This window comes from Bradyrhizobium sp. USDA 3397 (genome assembly GCF_054060965.1).
In genome coordinates this window covers 1,615,797-1,631,584 of the sequence record NZ_JBSSDS010000001.1, presented here as the reverse complement: position 1 = coordinate 1,631,584, position 15,788 = coordinate 1,615,797, and the positions used below count along the sequence as shown (strand labels likewise).

Genomic DNA, 15,788 nt, shown 5'->3' with positions numbered 1-15,788 from the left:
GCCCTGTGCATATAATGCGTTCGGTATAAGCTGCCTCTGGATCTCGCTTTGCGCGGGACTTCACCGATGTCGTGACGGATGCTGGCATGCAATAGCACTCGAGGTGTCGTTTGCGGGGGATTTAAAATTCGAGATTAACATATTTAACTTGCGGCGCATCCAAATCCGCTTATTTTCTGTCCTCGACCATTGCAGGGAAAGCGCCGATGAATCCACTCGACTCCAATAGTGAAGACCGTCGTGAGTTCTTGAGGAGCTGCGGAAAGTTTGCCGCCGTGACTCCTCCCGTGATGACGCTGCTGCTTTCGACCTCTCTGACCTCAACCGCCATCGCTAGTTCTGGCGGAAAACTTGTGCAGGGCAACAATGGCAAGGGCAACCGTGGTGGCGACGGCAGTCCTAACGGGAAAGAAGATAGCACTCGCTAGAGTGGCGCCCGCGGCCAAGTCCTGAAGGCTGCCGCGTTGACCGCCCGAGGTTCAGCCGGCCCTGCGGCGCCGTTGTGCGGACGAACGGTCGATCAGGAGATCGTTCAGCTTCTTGCCGGCGCGAAGCTGCGCCTTCAGCCATCGAGGCTGCTTACCACGGCCGGACCAGGTTTCGGACGGGTTCTTAGGGTTCTGATACTTCGGTAGCACGGGAGGGTAGGGGCGACGTGCACGCCCCTCGTTCTGCCCCCCGGCCTTCCCCTCAATCCTGCGAAGCCGCTCTTCAAGCTTGGCTTTTTCCGCGGTCATCCTTCGACTGAGAACAGCCGTGACCTCATCATAGAGCTGCCACAGCTCTGCTGTGGTCATGGATCCCCAGTCCTCATTCCCCATGGAAGCCGTCCCCACTACCTCCGAACCAAATCAGGAGGGGGATTATCAGGTCAAACCGGGGTCCGGCAAGCACGATCCACTCGCGCAGCTTCGTGAGTTGTGCAACGCGGTAATGGAGTTACCGGCTGAGGCTGTACCTCCGAACGAGCGGTCGCTTCCCCCGCCCCCGGGCTCGTCGTTTCGGCGCAAGCAATCGGTGCTCGGCCTTCAACACGCGGTTACGCAAGTTCTGCAATTCAGTGAATTGAACGATGAGAGCCTGATGAGTTTGACGCAAAACTGCTGAAGAATACATGTGACCACCTACTCATTGCCAACGATGCCCTCCATGACCGCTCATTGAAGTTGCTGAATTACGAAGATGCAGCTCCAATTTGGGTGACCGGTTTTCATCGCTGCTACACTGGCTGCGCGGCGCAGCCGTTTTTACCCAGCTCGGCCTTGGTGAATAGTATTACTTTTCCTCCTTTCAGAAGCGCGGCTTGTTGAACGGTCTCGCGTTCGTCGAAATTTCGTCGAATGTTAGATTTGAATCGTGAATGACCCAATATATCGTTGGTAATAACAGTGCCACCCTAGTTAATTGAATGTTGACCATCATAACACAGCAGTCTATCCCCGCGCCGATGACATTCTTTGGGAGAATTTGCTGATTGAATCTATCAGACGTTGTCGTAAGAACGCCGGTTTGGTCGAGCTTGCGGCCTCGAATCTTGACCGCATTCTTACGGTGCTGCGCATACTTGCCCATCAAGTTACGGTGGCGCGGTCGCCGAATGTTGGGCTGTCATGGTTTTGAGGCAGTGTGACGTTGTGGCCGAGCGGACTGGTCATCCTCGCGTTTCGAAGAAATTGTTGGATTAAACGGCTGCACGGGGGGTTTTTAGCGATAGGCAGGGGAAGCATGCACCGCACCAGAATTGTCATCGCGGACCGACATCCGATCGTTTTGCAAGGGATCAGGAGCGTTCTTGCAGCGCAGCGCGATTTTGCGATCGTTGCGTCCTGCAGCGATGGTGCAAGCTGCAACGAGGCAATCCGACTTCTTGTGCCGGACGTCGCGCTTGTCGATGCTGCACTGCCCGATGTAAGCCGGCAGCAGATCCTCGCTCCTGCGAACGCTTCAGGCCCAGCTCCCGCGGTGGTCTTCTTCGCCGGTGTCGCGGCCGATTGTGAGTTGCAAAGGCTAGCCTTGAGCGGCGCCTGCATCGTCCTCTCCAAGGATTCGGATGCCGAGATGCTGGTCTCAACCCTGCGGAAGGCCGCCCAGGGCCAAGCAGCGGCATCGCCGGGCCCCTGGCAAACCAATGACGAGCCCCGTCCCGATGAGAAGCCCCTCACACAACTGACGGACCGGGAGCGGCAAATCATGCGGCTCGTGTCGGAGGGTCTATCGAACAAGGAGATTGGACGTCGGTTGAACCTTGCCGACGGCACGATCAAGGTCCACCTTCATCATATCTTCCAAAAGCTGGACATCAGCAATCGCACGGTTCTCGCGGCATTGGCGATTTCGCGAAACGAGCTGAATGCCCCGTCACGTGAGCTGGATTCCCCTGATCTGTTGCGTCAGGATCCGGCGGGCGTGAAATGACCGGGGCGTCTGGCTTCTTCCCGAGCGTGCGCGGGGGGTTATCGTGGCGCCAGATGCCCAGCCATGTCGCTGCAGGCCCCTTCGGCCTCTTCTAACGTTTGAAAGGGCGAACCGCCGATCTTGATTGCGGCTTGGTTTCTGTGGAGCGGACGCCAACTCGCCAAATAGCCGGTGCGTCCATGAAAGCCGGGGCCTCTCGGGCTTTCGAAGCTGATCACGAACGAGAAGCCCTCGCTGGTCGCGCTCCAGATCTCCATGTCGCGGACAGACCGGTGGAATTGCAGTGGCATCGTCATCATCCGTTGCATCCGTTGCAATCGAGCCCTGCGCTCGACGTCCGTTAAAACGTAAATTAATCATATTAAATGGCGAGCGCAACTCCGAAGCTGCGCCCGAAAGGCCAGGAAGTACAGGAACGAGTACGGAAATTGCCACGATCAATTGACAGCGCACGTCAAGCAACGCCACTCGGATAAAGAAAATTATCGGTTGAAAATACATTTAATGTATAATACCATAAATTGATATTTTAAACCGAGGAGAGCGTATTGTGACCCGGGACGGCAACGAAGATGACGACCGGCGGGCGTTCTTGAAAACCTGCGGAAGATTTGCGGCCGTCACACCCCCAGTGATGACTCTGCTTCTATCCACTTCCCTGACCTCAAGAGCCATTGCAAGCTCGGGGGGGCTGCATCGAGTGACGCAGAAGGACGGGAGGCAATCGTCGTTCTTCGATAACGACCGGTCGTCCGTATCGGGACCGGGGAGCTCCAGCGGCGGGTCAACAGGGGGCGGGGGAGCCCCTGGCGGGGGCTCTGCTAAATCATCTCGCGCCGGAGGAGGGGCAGCCGGTGGCGGATCCGGCGGTAGCGGCGGGTCTGGTGGTGGCGGAGGCAATGCGAAAGGGCCTTTCGCAACTGGCGGCGGCTCTGGAATTCCAAACGCACAAGGTGGGCTCGATTGCGCAGAAGAAGATGAGGAAAAGCGCAAGGCCGAGTGTCCGGGAGCCAACACCAGGATTTCGAGTGCAGCCGAATCCAGCCGATAGCAGTCTTCTCAGCCCATGCGTGAGCCTGCGGCGCCGTACGGTTTAGCAGGGCTGGACCTTTCTTAAACGTTCGGCCGAGTCGTCCCTTGTTGCACCGCAGCAGCGCGATTTGCGGTGCAAATACTGCCAAATGTTCATGCGATTGTGGTGAACTGCATACTTTTTCTGACCTTATCAGTAGGCGACTTTCCTCAAGACCTCGATCAGGAGCGTGTCATGAATATCCGCGTTCGAGCGGAGAGACCTGCGGCGCTGCTTCGAGAGCGTCTCGAGGCGCTGGTCGCAGAGCTTGCGGAACTTGAAAAGCTCAGAGAGCGGGTAGGTCGAGAGGAGAATCTTCAGCGCAAGCTGCGCAAGGCGGGCGGCGCCAATAACCCAGCTCGGACCGCGGGTGAGCCTTCCGGCTTTGCACAGGCAAAGCTCATGGCCATACCGCTTATTCGCAAGAAGTCGGGCTGTTGTGACGAGCGTCCCAAGGCGAATGGATGACAGGAATTTTCGTCATTGTTCGCTTCGGCCGGGAGCCGGCCGCAAAGTCGAAAAAATGCCACGCAGGATCGGACGTTTGCAGCGACTGAGCTTCGCGCGGTTTGCCGGATGGCGCGGGCACATGCGGGTGGTTCGCGAAAACGAACTGGTTCTAAGAGCCTGTCCCGGCTATTCGACTGCCAGGCGAGCGGGAGGCGCTCCGCGCTGGAGGCCTATGAACGAGCCCGACCGTGCTCTGCGAGACGATCCGATCGATTCTGCGGCTCATGACCTTGTAGCATTCGCATGCCATGGCTTCGAGCCGCGGCCGATCGATTTCAAGCTGGCCACGTCGATTGGATCTTAGCGCTCTCGATGTCCGCATTGTGCTCACGACATGTGTGACGGTGGTGCGGCGGACGCCCAGCAATTCCGACAACGTTTCCTGGGTCAGCGGGAGGAGATCGCTGCCATTTGCCCGATCGTGAATGTGAAGCAGCCAGCGCGCCAAGCGGGATTCGACGGAATGTAATGCGTTGCAGGCAGCCACGTGCTGGAGTTGCGTCAGCAACGATCTCGTGAACACTTGCACCATCGCTGCGACGGCGGGGCTGCAATGTTGCGCTGTCAGGAATTGCGCGGGCGAGATCTGCAGCGCGGTCCCGGCGATGCGAGCAATGGCCGTCACGGGCGAGTGGGAGGCGCCAAGCGCTGATGTCAGACCCACAGCCCCTTCATGGCCCACTATCGTCGTGGCGACCGTCTGCCCGTTCGGCAGTTCCATGATAGTGGCTATCGCGCCGCTCAGGGGGAAGAGAAGATGTTCGATCCGATCGCCTGATCGGACGAGCACCGTATCGCGCTCGATCCCGATCTTCCGCAGATGAGGTGCAAGCAAAGCAAAATCCGCCGGCGGCAACGCTGCTAACAACCGATTACCAACCCTAGTCGCGTGGTCCATCATGGGATCAACCCCCCGACGGATGTTCGGCGCGAGAACTCATGCCGGCTCGTCGAGCTGCTGTCCGGCGTGCAGCTCAACAGCAGTCAACTGGCAACCACAGATATGGTTCCTGCGATGAAAGCCAGCACGCGTTGGTCTGCCATTCAACGGACGGCCTGCGCCCGCGACTCCAGCTTGCGCTTATACGGACCTGTCGCGGACCTGCAGTTGATGTCGCCGACTCGCCGACGGCAGCCTGCGCTGCGGCTGAACGGCATCCCAGCCAACGATCATTCTCCGAACAGCTGATCGGCCTTGAGAGTGAAGCGCGCAGGCGCGCATCGCGAGCGCGCTCTGAAAGTCTCGTCTCGGGGACGGCCAATTTCCAAGATGGTGTTCTGGGCGCCGGGACCAAAAGCGTTGGAATGACGGCCGTGAGCCGTTCGTGTGCCCCACTCGAAGCCCACCCAACGGCTTGGCGTCGCCGTACTATTCGGCAAAAGGCTAGAACTTACGGCAAATGGGCACATTTGCCGTCAAATTTGCGATTTTAGATATGGTTAAATCTGATTAAATCTCTTTCTTTATTCTATTCGTTGTATTTTAATGACCTCACTCGGCCTCGGCTATATGCCGAAGGACATAGACGGCCGGGTCGAGGCAGAGTCCATGTTAGACACGTCTGCGAAAGAGCGGGTACTCAAGCCCGTCCGGCTTGTGATCGTAGATCGACAGCCGATCGTTCTACGGGGGCTTGAGTCGGTACTCGGGGCACAGCCGGACTTCGACGTCATCGCGTCGTGCAGCGACGGGACAAGCTGCATCCAAGCGATGCGGAATTTGACACCCGACGTTGCACTTCTTGCTGACACCCTGCCAGATCTGACGGCATCCGAGATCCTCGCCATTGCGAAAGCTGATCGGCTGCCCACGCGCCTGGTGTTCTTTACAGATTCCGACACGGACCACGATCTAACCTTAGCCATCGCTGCTGGCGCGTGTGATGCAATCGCGAAGTATGTCGCACCGGACGCTGTGCTCCGATCGCTGCGACTGATGACGAAGCGTAGCTTTTTGGAGCAGTCCGATCTCTCGCCAACCGTCGAGAAAACCGACAGCAGCAAAATCGAGAACCTACTGGAGCTATTGACGCCGCGCGAACGTCAAGTTGTACGACTTGTTTCAGAAGGAATGTCGAACAAGGAGATCGCGCACCAGCTAAACGTTTCCGATGGAACCGTTAAAGTACACCTGCACAACATATTTCAGAAGCTTGAAATAACCAACAGGACGGTGCTCGCCACCCTCGCATTGCTGCAACGCCCGTCCGGGTTCGGAATGTTCTCGCTTGCACTCCTGGCGGTCGCCATTGCGGACGAACTCAAGGCGTCGGAGGCAAACGACATGCTTCCGCATGACGACAGCACCGGCCCCGCGGTGGAGTATGCCGAATATGAGCTCTGGAAGCGAGCTATCCTCCGTCACGCCATCGTCGCGGATTCCGACGAAAAGCCGTCGCTCACTCAGAGAGGCGTTTTTGTCGGGGCGAGCCAAATCTCGACCGCGGCATCGGCAATGGAAGCGCCTCGCACCGCTGAGCAATCCGCAGGCTCGAAATCGTGGAAGGACTACAGTTCTGTTGGATCAAGCACGCCCGGTTTGGCCACACCTTCCCTGCGAGGAGTGAACGACGCGAAGATTGGAGGTGACTCCACCGCGGAACATCTATTCTCGCGGCTGACATCCAATCCGACGTTGATTCACGGAGGGTATGGTACTTTCGCCACTCTCACCGGTGCGTTGATCTACACACTCAGCGATCCCCATTTGGCATCGCTGTCGCATGACCCGGCCAAAGCGCCGCTCGACAGCTTCGTGGACGTTACCGGATACAATGCGGCCACCAAACTGGCTGCGATCACCAATGCCGACGATCATCATGTAGACGATTCAGTCCCGGGTTTCGTTGCGCAGGCTTCTCGCCTGCCTTCGGCGTTTGTGGCCGCTGAAAACGAAAGCGCCGCCGGAGAAGGCACTCGGGGCCACTCGAGTGATGGTATCGTAGGGGAGACTCTCCAAAAACTTGCCGGCCTCGTGCACTTCAGTCACGATGCCGGCAGTAGCGGATATAGCCACGATCAGCTGATGGGCGGCAACGTCGCTGAAAACGTTGTTCATCGCGACCCGACCGATTCCAGTTCTACCTCTTCCGACTCTGTCTTCAACTTCGCGTCTGGGCCGAGCAGGATCAATCTTGCGGCTTTCGGAGCCCTTGCAAGGCTTCATATGACAGCAGCAAGCAAGTCCATACCGCCACACACCGTCGCTTGGATCTTCAACTCCACAACCAATGAAACGATCGTCTATGTGAATGCGACCGATCGTGTTCTGGAGATCGGAGACCGCGACCTGTTGGAAATCCATCTGCAGGGGATTGTATCCATCGCAGAATCGGATGTCGTCGGCCAGCCGACAGCCGCGGCGGCCGCTCTCACCTTGGAGCAGCTCGAAGAAGCGCTGACATCCGTAATTGCAATCGAAGCTATTCTGAGTACCGACAGTGCCCATGCAAGTATCGGGACGAGAGAGAGCACATTCGGGACCGCTGGAGTTTGGGACAGTCTGGCTGATGCCGGCTTGAGGACTGAATTCGCGCCGGCCCGCACAACGGAAGAGAGCGTCGATGGGACCGAGGGGTCGGCTCGCATATCACCGATCGTGCTTGCTCATGCTGCAGCGGTAACGGAAGTTGAAAGTCTTACATTGAAGAGTCAGCGGAACGATGCAGGCACCGGCCCCAGCATCGCAGCGGCCGGTAGCGCGGGCGGCAGTAACTCACAGCATGTTCTGGAGCCATGGCCTGCAAAGGAAACAGGTGCGGAGCAGACGGACGGTGGCTTCATACCTGGGAGTGATGTCGGTGATGAGAACGAGCATCAATCCCCGGCTTCGGACCCTTCGGGAAAGTCAGAAACAGGCAGCGCGGAACATGGCAAGCCGGTGCATTCAACCTCTAAAAGCGCACCGGAAGCAGCCGATTTTGGTGAATCGAGCCTCGCGACAGCGCACAGGGACGACCGCGAAGGGACGCGGCACGCTCCCGAGCAAATGTCTGCAATGGCCGCCGCCAGAGATGCGGCCGACGTGAAGTCCATACCGGGCAATCGCGCCGGCAAGGACAACGCGCATGATTCACCGGCTTCGGACCGTTCGTCAGGGTCAGCGAAAACGGTCGAACCGGGCGGCCTCGACGACAGCAACTCGCACGCGTCGGAGCGAGGGTCGGCAAAGGCGGCCACGGAGACGGCCGAAGCGAAGTCCATGCCGGGCAATCGCGCCGGCAAGGACAACGCGCATGATCCACTGGCTTCGGACGATTCGTCGGGGTTAGCGAAAACGGTCGAACCGGGCGGCCTGGGCGACAGCAACTCGCACGCGTCGGAGCGAGGGTCGGCAAAGGCGACCACGGAGACGGCCGAAGCGAAGTCCATGCCGGGCAATCGCGCCGGCAAGAACAACGAGCATGATTCACTGGCATCGGACGATTGGTCAGGGCCAGCAAAAACGGCCGAACCAGGCGGCCTGGACGACAGCAACTCGCACGCGTCGGAGCGAGGGTCGGCAAAGGCGGCCACGGAGACGGCCGAAGCGAAGTCCATGCCGGGCAATCGCGCCGGCAAGAACAACGAGCATGATTCACTGGCATCGGACGATTGGTCAGGGCCAGCAAAAACGGCCGAACCAGGCGGCCTGGACGACAGCAACTCGCACGCGTCGGAGCGAGGGTCGGCAAAGGCGGCCACGGAGACGGCCGAAGCGAAGTCCGTACCGGGCAATCGCGCCGGCAAGGACAACGCGCATGATTCACTGGCATCGGACGATTGGTCAGGGCCAGCAAAAACGGCCGAACCAGGCGGCCTGGACCACAGCAACTCGCACGCGTCGGAGCGAGGGTCGGCAAAGGCGGCCACGGAGACGGCCGAAGCGAAGTTCGTACCGGACAATCGCGCCGACAAGCACAACGCGCATGATCCACTGGCTTCGGACGATTGGTCAGGGCCAGCAAAAACGGCCGAACCAGGCGGCCTGGACCACAGCAACTCGCACGCGTCGGAGCGAGGGTCGGCAAAGGCGGCCACGGAGACGGCCGAAGCGAAGTTCGTACCGGACAATCGCGCCGACAAGCACAACGCGCATGATCCACTGGCTTCGGACGATTGGTCAGGGCCAGCAAAAACGGCCGAACCAGGCGGCCTGGACCACAGCAACTCGCACGCGTCGGAGCGAGGGTCGGCAAAGGCGGCCACGGAGACGGCCGAAGCGAAGTTCGTACCGGACAATCGCGCCGACAAGCACAACGCGCATGATCCACTGGCTTCGGACGATTCGTCGGGGTTAGCGAGAACGGCCGAACCAGGCGGCCTGGGCCACAGCAACTCGCACGCGTCGGAGCGAGGGGCGGCAATGGCGGCCACCGAGACGGCCGAAGCTAAGGCCATACCGGGCAACGGCGTCGGCAATGACAATGAGCATCATTCCTGGACTCCGGCCGATGCGCCTGGGCCAGCGAAAATGGCAGAGCCCAGCGGCATGGAGCACAGCAACAAATGGTGGCACTCGACCTCTGCTCACGGGCCGAAGGCTGACGAAAGTGTTGCAACGGCCGGTCGCGCGGATCGCGGTAGTACGCAAAACGTCGCGGAGCCGGAGCATGTAAAGGCGACAACCACCGAGTTGGCTGAAACTGTCATGTCCGAGATGAGTGTCGGCGATGGCGGCAATCATCGTGCATCGAACGCAAGCGCGTCGGCAGCAGTGGCCACGGCAAAATTGGCTGACCTGCAGCACAGTAATTCAGGATACAATTCACATTCGTCACACTCGACCTCCGCAAAGGCATCAGCAGCAGCCGAGATTGCCGAATCGAGCGCCACAAAAGGCGATAGTGCAGGGAACGGAAACTCGCAGCACGCTGCGCAACCTGCTGGAATCGCATCGGAGGCCGCACAGCCGGCTAAAGCTGCGTTCGAGGCCGGCGGCGCCGATCGAGAGCGGGTGTTCCGCTTCGACAGCGACGCAACTCCTTTCACTCCCATCGTCACGATTGAACCTAGAGAGGTCCACATTCCGCTCGATCCACGCGCCAAGCCCGGTCAGGCGGCCAACCTCGATATCCTCGTCAAAATCCTGCCCAACGGACTGGATGATCCCGCGGCCAACCATGGCAATAACGGTCCCCATCACGCCCCTGTAGCTGCGCATCATGACCTGCTGATTTGAAATGTTGCATTGTCTCGCGAGCAGGACGCAGGGCCGATGTTGAACAGCTTGCTCCGTATACTGGTCGGTTGATATGCGGCCTGGATCCTTGAGTGGCCGGCCGTGGGACCAAACCGTGCCGTGGGACAGCGCGATCTCTCGAAAAGCGCCACCCGACAAGACGCGCCTTGGGTGGCCTTCCTGAAAGATATTCTTAGACTTGAAATGCCCCTTATGCATTGATAGTCCTCGATAACTCATTGAAATCACAGAAAATGCGACCGCCCTCCGAGCGCACCACCTTCATTTTGTAGCTTTTCTGGGCGGGGTTCGCGCTGCACGCCGCGATTCGGAACCAAAGCCCTCGCGCCGCATTCGCAACTGGTCGCCGAATGCGCTTGAAGGTGGAGGACGATGAGGGACGCTATGGCCGATGTTGCCGAGATCCGCGGCGCCGTTCACTTGTGCATCGACATGCAGAACATTTTCGCCCCCGATGGCCTTTGGGCGACGCCCTGGATGGAGCGGGTGCTGCCGACGATCGTCTCGGTCGTTGCGCGCCATGCGGAGAGAACGATCTTCACACGCTTCATCACCCCGCAGAATCCCGAGGATCGCCCGGGGCAGTGGCAGAGTTATTTCCGCCGCTGGCGCCAGGCGACGCGCAGGCATCTGCCGTCATCGGCTCTGGAGCTCGTGCCGGCCTTGGCACGTTTCGTTCCGCCGGCGGCAATGATCGACAAGCCGGCCTATTCCGCGTTCAGCAATCCCGGTCTTGCGAGTCTGCTGGTCGAGAAGAACGTCGGCACCGTCGTGATATCGGGCGCGGAGACGGACGTCTGCGTGCTCTCGACGGTCCTGAGCGCCGTCGATCTCGGCTTCAGGATCGTCATCATCGAGGACGCGCTGTGCAGCTCGTCCGACGTCGGCCACGATGCGCTCATGACGATGTACCGCACCCGCTTCCACGGCCAGGTCGACCTGGTGACAGCAGAAGAGCTGGCCGAGGTCTGGCGGGAGTAGGCTCCCGACGTCATTGAGCCGCGCAAGGTCCTCGCGTCCCACGAGGCGGATCAAGCAACCGCGACGTCTGCCGCCACCGGTCTCGCATGCGGCGGCCGAGCATCGTCCGCGCCGGACCGCATGCTCAGGTAGGTTGGGTCGAAGCCGGCGAGCCGGACCAGCCCCGGCCAGTCCGCGATGGTCAAGGTCTTGCCCTGCCATTGCAGCAGATGGCAGCGGCGCAGCTCCTGGATGGTGCGGTTGGCATGGACCGGGGAGATGCTGCAGGCTGCGGCGAGGTCGGACTGGGTGAAGGGCGAGGACAACCTGAAATCCCGGGCAAGCCCGACGGTTTGCAGCCGCACCGTGATCTCGCAGAGCAGATGCGCCACGCGCGTCAACGCGTCCCGGCTGCCGAGATTGACCGTCCAGTTGCGCTGAATGGCGTGATCGGCAAGCAGCATCAACAGCAGGGCGTGCGACATCGCCGGAGAACGCGCCGCGAGCTCGCGAAAGAAGCGGTGCGGTACGAGCGCGACGATTGCGGAGCCGAGCGCGGTCAGATTGCCCTCGATGCGTGGGCGATACAGGCTTTGCAGGTTGGCGATGTCGCCGGGCACGCAGATCGCGGTGATCTGGCCATCTGCGCTTTCGTCATTCTGCCAGGACAGATATCCCTGGAGCACCAGGCAGCATTGCGTTGCCTCATCGCCGTGCCGCAGGATGGTCTGATGCCCGCCGAAATGCGCGATGCTGCTCGGCATGTCCGCCAGCAGATCGAGATGTTCCGGGGTCAGTTCGACGAGGCTCGTCAGGCGGTCGGCCAGCCTCGAGAAAGCAAATCCTGCCTGCATTTGATCTCCGACGGCCCCCATCGGCTCCAAGTGTGGCCTATAACGACGGCGGAAAGCATTAACGTTTGATAGGTTCGTCTGGAGTATCGGCGAGGCAGCAGGCCGCTTGCCGATACAAGATCCTCACGTTCAATTGACGTTGTCGCCGAGCATGTTGCGGACGCCTGTGGTCACGGCGGCGAGGCCGCGCGTGCCGTGCATCAGCGCGATCTCGCCCTGCTGCTCGTGGCGGATGGCGTGCGCCATGATGCGCAGCCGAGGGTCGCCGCGGCTGTGCCACATCTGGTCGGCCATCCTGACCGCACCGCGGTGATGCCGACTCATCGCCTCGACGAACAGCATGTCGAACTGGTCCGGTGGCGCGGTCTTGACCTGGCGCATCTCGGCCGGCGTCAGGAAGCCCGGCATCGCCGCCCGCTCCTCGGTGCTGCAATCGGGCATCTCCGTGTCGAACCAGCTCAGCCACCAATTCTCGAAGATCCGGTTCTCTCCGGTCTGGCTCGCGACCATCAGCATTGCGAGCTTGCGCAGATGCGGATCCTGCGCGCGCTCGGCAGCCGTCCGCGCCAGCTCGATGCCCTGGGCATGATGCGTTGTCATGTGCCGGATGTAGGCCTGGTCTTGATCCCTGTCGCGGCCCATCCACGGCAGCTCGTAGCCATGACCGCCGAACAATGCGACCGCCCCAAGTAGCGCAATCACGGCCAACGCGCCGGTCGTCCACATGTTGGTGAAGCGCACGTCGCGCGCCGGCGCAAGCCCGCGTCGCCAGCGCAGGCGCGCGAACAGGGGATACATCACGGCCGAGGAGCCGTGGACCAGCAGCCCGATCCAGTAGGGTTGTTGCAGCGTGAACAGCGGTTGCCAGAATGGAAACAGCGGCACCAGCACGAACCATTCCATGCCCGAGGAGAACACGGCCCAAGGCAGCGCCAGCAGCAGGATCGTCATCGGCCGCAAGTCGGCCGTCCAGCGTCCGAGCACGCCGAAGAAAACCAACGCCCAGGAAAAATCGGCCCATTGGTGAAAGGCGATCCCGGCCAGGATCGCGCTCCAGGATGGCTCGGAGCTGATCGCCCAGTCGCGCGCAGGAATTGCGGCGACGGTCATCCAGTCGACCGCCGCATCGCGGCCGATGCGGGCAGCGAAGAGCTGGCTGACGATGGTCGAAAAAGTGCTGCTGATCAGGCCGAGTGCGGCCGCGGCAATCCAGCGCGAACGCCGCCGCTCGCCAGTGGTGCGCCGCGCCTCACTCGTGAGTGCTGGTCGCGGCTCCGCGTTCACGTCAGCTGCTTGAGCTTCTTCAGCGGATTGAGTTCGCTCGGCTTGTCCTGTTCGTCGCGCCCGCGCTCGGCCTGCGCCTTGCCGTCATCGTGCAGATCCTGGTCGCCGATGATCTCGCCGACGGCCTGCTTGGTCTTGCCGGCGATCCGCTGCTGCAGACCTTTGGTCTTGCCCATGAGCTGCCTCCGATATGTCCTGCCGTGGCTCACGCCGCTACCCCGGCGCCTGAAGGGGCGTGGGCGCCGGGGCTGCGGTCTTGCAAATTGCTTCCGGCGGCGGGGGGAGACGCCGGAAGCGTTGTTCAGACTCTTCGCGACGCGGATGGTTCCTCCTGACGTCACCGAGGCTCGAGCGCGATGATCACGCCTTCGTTGCCCCGGAGCAGGATGGACGCATCCGGCACCGGCTCGGGAGGCCGATCCAAATGCGTCGACATCAAAAGACGGCCGCGACCTTGCCAATGGAATTTCCGCGGTTCGGCCGCGAGATTGAGCGCGACCAGGATTTCGTTACGGCCATCCTTCCGCTTGTACGCCAGGACATCGTTCTGCGACCGCAACGGTTCGTAGCCGCCCCGTTGCAGGCCGGCATGCTCGCGCCGCAGCGTCATCAGCGCACGAAACAGAGCGAGGATCGAGCGTTCGCCGCGCTGCTGTGCGGCGACATTGGCCGCACCATCGGGCGGCTCGAGCGGCAGCCATGGGTGGCCCGCCGTGAAGCCGCCGTCGGGGCTGTCATCCCACCGCATCGGTGCGCGTTCGGGATCGCGGCACAGGCCGTAGCCGGGCACGAGCTTCTCGAAGGGATCGCGGACGCGGCCAGGCGGGATCGGCACACGCTTGCGGCCGATCTCGTCGCCCATGAAGAAGAACGGCGTTCCCCGCAGCGTCATCAGCAGCATCGCCAGCACGCGCATCTGCGCCTCGCCGATCTTGCTCGCGATCCGTTGCTTATCATGGCCGCCGATGACCCAAACTGGCCAGCCATCGTCGGGGATGGCGTTGAAATAGGCGTCGATCGTGGCCTGCAGCGAGAGGGCGTCCCATTTGGAATCGAGCAGGGCGAAGTTGAGCGGCAGATGCAGGCGCGGCCGGTCATTGCCGTAGAAGTGGCCGATGCGATCGGTCTCACCCTGGACCTCGCCGCACAACATCCTTCCAGGATAGGCGTCGATCACCTCACGGATGAACTCGATGCAATCCATCGTCTCGGGCCGGTCATCGGTGAACACGGGTGTGTGCCGCTGCGGCGGCGGCTTGCCCTCTGCGTTGGGGTTCGACGGATTGTCGCGCAAGAGCCGGTCCTTGATCAGGACCGCACTGGCGTCGACGCGAAAGCCGTCGACCCCGCGGTCGAGCCAGAACCGCATGGAATCGGCGACCGCGGCGCGCACTTGCGGGTTGCGCCAGTTGAGGTCGGGCTGCTCCACCAGAAAGGAATGATAGTAATATTGCCGGCGCGCCTCGCACCATTCCCAGCCGCTGCCGCCGAACCGGCTCAGCCAGTTGTTGGGCGGCCCGCCGTTCTCGGCCGGATCAGCCCAGACGTACCAATCGGCTTTCGCGCTGTTGCGCGAGCTTGCGCTCTCGACGAACCATGCATGATCGTTCGCGGTGTGATTGGGGACGAGGTCGAGGATAAGCCGGATGCCCGCAGCGTGCAGCGCTTCGAGCACGCGATCGAACTCCTCGAGGCTGCCGAAGGCGGGATCGATCGAACAATAGTCGGAGATGTCGTAACCGAGGTCGCGGAAGGGGCTTTTGTAGATCGGCGTCAGCCACACCGCGTCGACGCCGAGCCATTTCAAATAGTCGATGCGTGACATCAATCCGGCAAGGTCGCCCTTGCCGTCGCCGTTCGAGTCCTGAAATGAGATCAGCGCGATCTCGTAGATGACGGCGGATTCCCACCACACAGCTTCGTCACGGGACTCGACGCTCATCACCTTGCTTCACCTCGTTTGTCTCGGCATGTGTCTTGGCATGGGCCGCGATCTGCCTTGCCGCAGTCCGGGCGCTCTCGATGCCCTTGGGAAAGCCGCTGCGGTTCGGATAGAGCTTGCGCCGCGCATCGCGCGGCGGACGGCGCGGCTTGGTGTCCTGGGCCGCACGGTAGTCGAGCACGGCGATGCCGCCGACCATCAGCAGCGCCAGCGCGATATTGCCCTTCTTGGGATTGTCCGACGTCAGTCCGGACAGCAGCGCGGCGGCATCGAGGCCGTCGCCGCCGACGCGGGCCCACAGGCCGGCGTTCTTGTCGACGGAGAGTGACATGATCCCGGCGAGGATCTCGCGCACGCCGAAGGCGCGGACCAGCGTCTCATGGCCTTCCATACCCAGCGTGCGCGTGACGCGCCTCGGCGCGAACAACTCGACGACGCCGAGGCCGATGCTGAACCAGCCGAGTGCGCGCGCGAGCTGGTCCGCCGGCTGCTTCAGGCTCGGTCCGCCCTCGACGATCTTGGGGTCGCCCTTGGTGCGGACGATGTTGGAGAAGTGAAACATAGCTGGCT

The 15,788-nt window shown here is 61.2% G+C and carries 13 protein-coding genes and 1 pseudogene; 6 read left to right on the top strand and 8 right to left on the bottom strand.

Annotated elements, in window-relative coordinates; genetic code table 11:
- The first annotated feature begins 206 nt into the window (after positions 1 to 206).
- Positions 207 to 428: a hypothetical protein gene (locus ACVWYQ_RS07665; RefSeq protein WP_271540841.1), complete on the top strand. Its 222-nt coding sequence runs from the start codon at positions 207 to 209 to the stop codon at positions 426 to 428.
- 51 nt (positions 429 to 479) lie between these two features.
- Here the strand turns inward: ACVWYQ_RS07665 and ACVWYQ_RS07660 are convergent, their stop codons facing one another.
- Positions 480 to 797, bottom strand: coding sequence for an H-NS histone family protein (locus ACVWYQ_RS07660; protein ID WP_404540547.1), 318 nt, complete (start codon positions 795 to 797; stop codon positions 480 to 482).
- Between the two features lie 928 nt (positions 798 to 1,725).
- Here ACVWYQ_RS07660 and ACVWYQ_RS07655 point away from each other — a divergent pair.
- The gene (locus ACVWYQ_RS07655) at positions 1,726 to 2,415 is read left to right on the top strand and encodes a response regulator transcription factor (RefSeq protein WP_271540845.1); all 690 of its coding nucleotides are present in this window, start codon (positions 1,726 to 1,728) and stop codon (positions 2,413 to 2,415) included.
- A 38-nt stretch (positions 2,416 to 2,453) separates the two neighbouring features.
- Here ACVWYQ_RS07655 and ACVWYQ_RS07650 read toward each other — a convergent pair whose 3' ends face one another.
- Entirely contained in the window at positions 2,454 to 2,714 is a 261-nt protein-coding gene (locus ACVWYQ_RS07650) for a hypothetical protein (RefSeq protein ID WP_456725557.1), read from the bottom strand.
- Between the two features lie 335 nt (positions 2,715 to 3,049).
- On the opposite strand from ACVWYQ_RS07650, the pseudogene ACVWYQ_RS07645 reads away from it, so the two are divergent.
- A pseudogene (locus ACVWYQ_RS07645) lies at positions 3,050 to 3,310 on the top strand (hypothetical protein); the annotation flags it as partial.
- A gap of 372 nt (positions 3,311 to 3,682) precedes the next feature.
- On the top strand, positions 3,683 to 3,955 hold the full coding sequence (locus ACVWYQ_RS07640; RefSeq protein WP_404540550.1) for a hypothetical protein: 273 nt from the start codon (positions 3,683 to 3,685) through the stop codon (positions 3,953 to 3,955).
- 151 nt (positions 3,956 to 4,106) lie between these two features.
- On the opposite strand, the gene ACVWYQ_RS07635 is transcribed toward ACVWYQ_RS07640, so the two are convergent.
- Positions 4,107 to 4,898, bottom strand: a complete 792-nt coding sequence (locus ACVWYQ_RS07635; RefSeq protein ID WP_404540553.1) for a Crp/Fnr family transcriptional regulator — start codon at positions 4,896 to 4,898, stop codon at positions 4,107 to 4,109.
- 585 nt (positions 4,899 to 5,483) lie between these two features.
- On the opposite strand from ACVWYQ_RS07635, the gene ACVWYQ_RS07630 reads away from it, so the two are divergent.
- Together ACVWYQ_RS07630 and ACVWYQ_RS07625 are read left to right on the top strand one after the other, a co-directional pair.
- Positions 5,484 to 10,157 (top strand): response regulator transcription factor, encoded by a 4,674-nt coding sequence (locus ACVWYQ_RS07630; RefSeq protein WP_456725556.1) that lies wholly within the window; start codon positions 5,484 to 5,486, stop codon positions 10,155 to 10,157.
- 393 nt (positions 10,158 to 10,550) lie between these two features.
- On the top strand, positions 10,551 to 11,159 hold the full coding sequence (locus ACVWYQ_RS07625) for a cysteine hydrolase family protein (RefSeq protein WP_157286682.1): 609 nt from the start codon (positions 10,551 to 10,553) through the stop codon (positions 11,157 to 11,159).
- Positions 11,160 to 11,209: 50 nt separating this feature from the next.
- On the opposite strand, the gene ACVWYQ_RS07620 is transcribed toward ACVWYQ_RS07625, so the two are convergent.
- The 5 genes from ACVWYQ_RS07620 to ACVWYQ_RS07600 all read right to left on the bottom strand — a co-directional run bounded on the left by ACVWYQ_RS07620 (position 11,210) and on the right by ACVWYQ_RS07600 (position 15,780).
- On the bottom strand, positions 11,210 to 11,992 hold the full coding sequence (locus ACVWYQ_RS07620) for a Crp/Fnr family transcriptional regulator (protein ID WP_271540053.1): 783 nt from the start codon (positions 11,990 to 11,992) through the stop codon (positions 11,210 to 11,212).
- Positions 11,993 to 12,121: 129 nt separating this feature from the next.
- Positions 12,122 to 13,276 (bottom strand): DUF305 domain-containing protein, encoded by a 1,155-nt coding sequence (locus ACVWYQ_RS07615; RefSeq protein ID WP_271540055.1) that lies wholly within the window; start codon positions 13,274 to 13,276, stop codon positions 12,122 to 12,124.
- Positions 13,273 to 13,452 (bottom strand): hypothetical protein, encoded by a 180-nt coding sequence (locus ACVWYQ_RS07610; RefSeq protein WP_027575113.1) that lies wholly within the window; start codon positions 13,450 to 13,452, stop codon positions 13,273 to 13,275. The genes ACVWYQ_RS07615 and ACVWYQ_RS07610 overlap by 4 nt, the downstream gene beginning before the upstream one ends.
- Positions 13,453 to 13,613: 161 nt before the next feature.
- On the bottom strand, positions 13,614 to 15,218 hold the full coding sequence (locus ACVWYQ_RS07605) for an alpha-amylase family glycosyl hydrolase (RefSeq protein WP_456725555.1): 1,605 nt from the start codon (positions 15,216 to 15,218) through the stop codon (positions 13,614 to 13,616).
- Entirely contained in the window at positions 15,199 to 15,780 is a 582-nt protein-coding gene (locus ACVWYQ_RS07600; RefSeq protein ID WP_128265364.1) for a hypothetical protein, read from the bottom strand. The genes ACVWYQ_RS07605 and ACVWYQ_RS07600 overlap by 20 nt, the downstream gene beginning before the upstream one ends.
- Positions 15,781 to 15,788 lie beyond the last annotated feature (8 nt).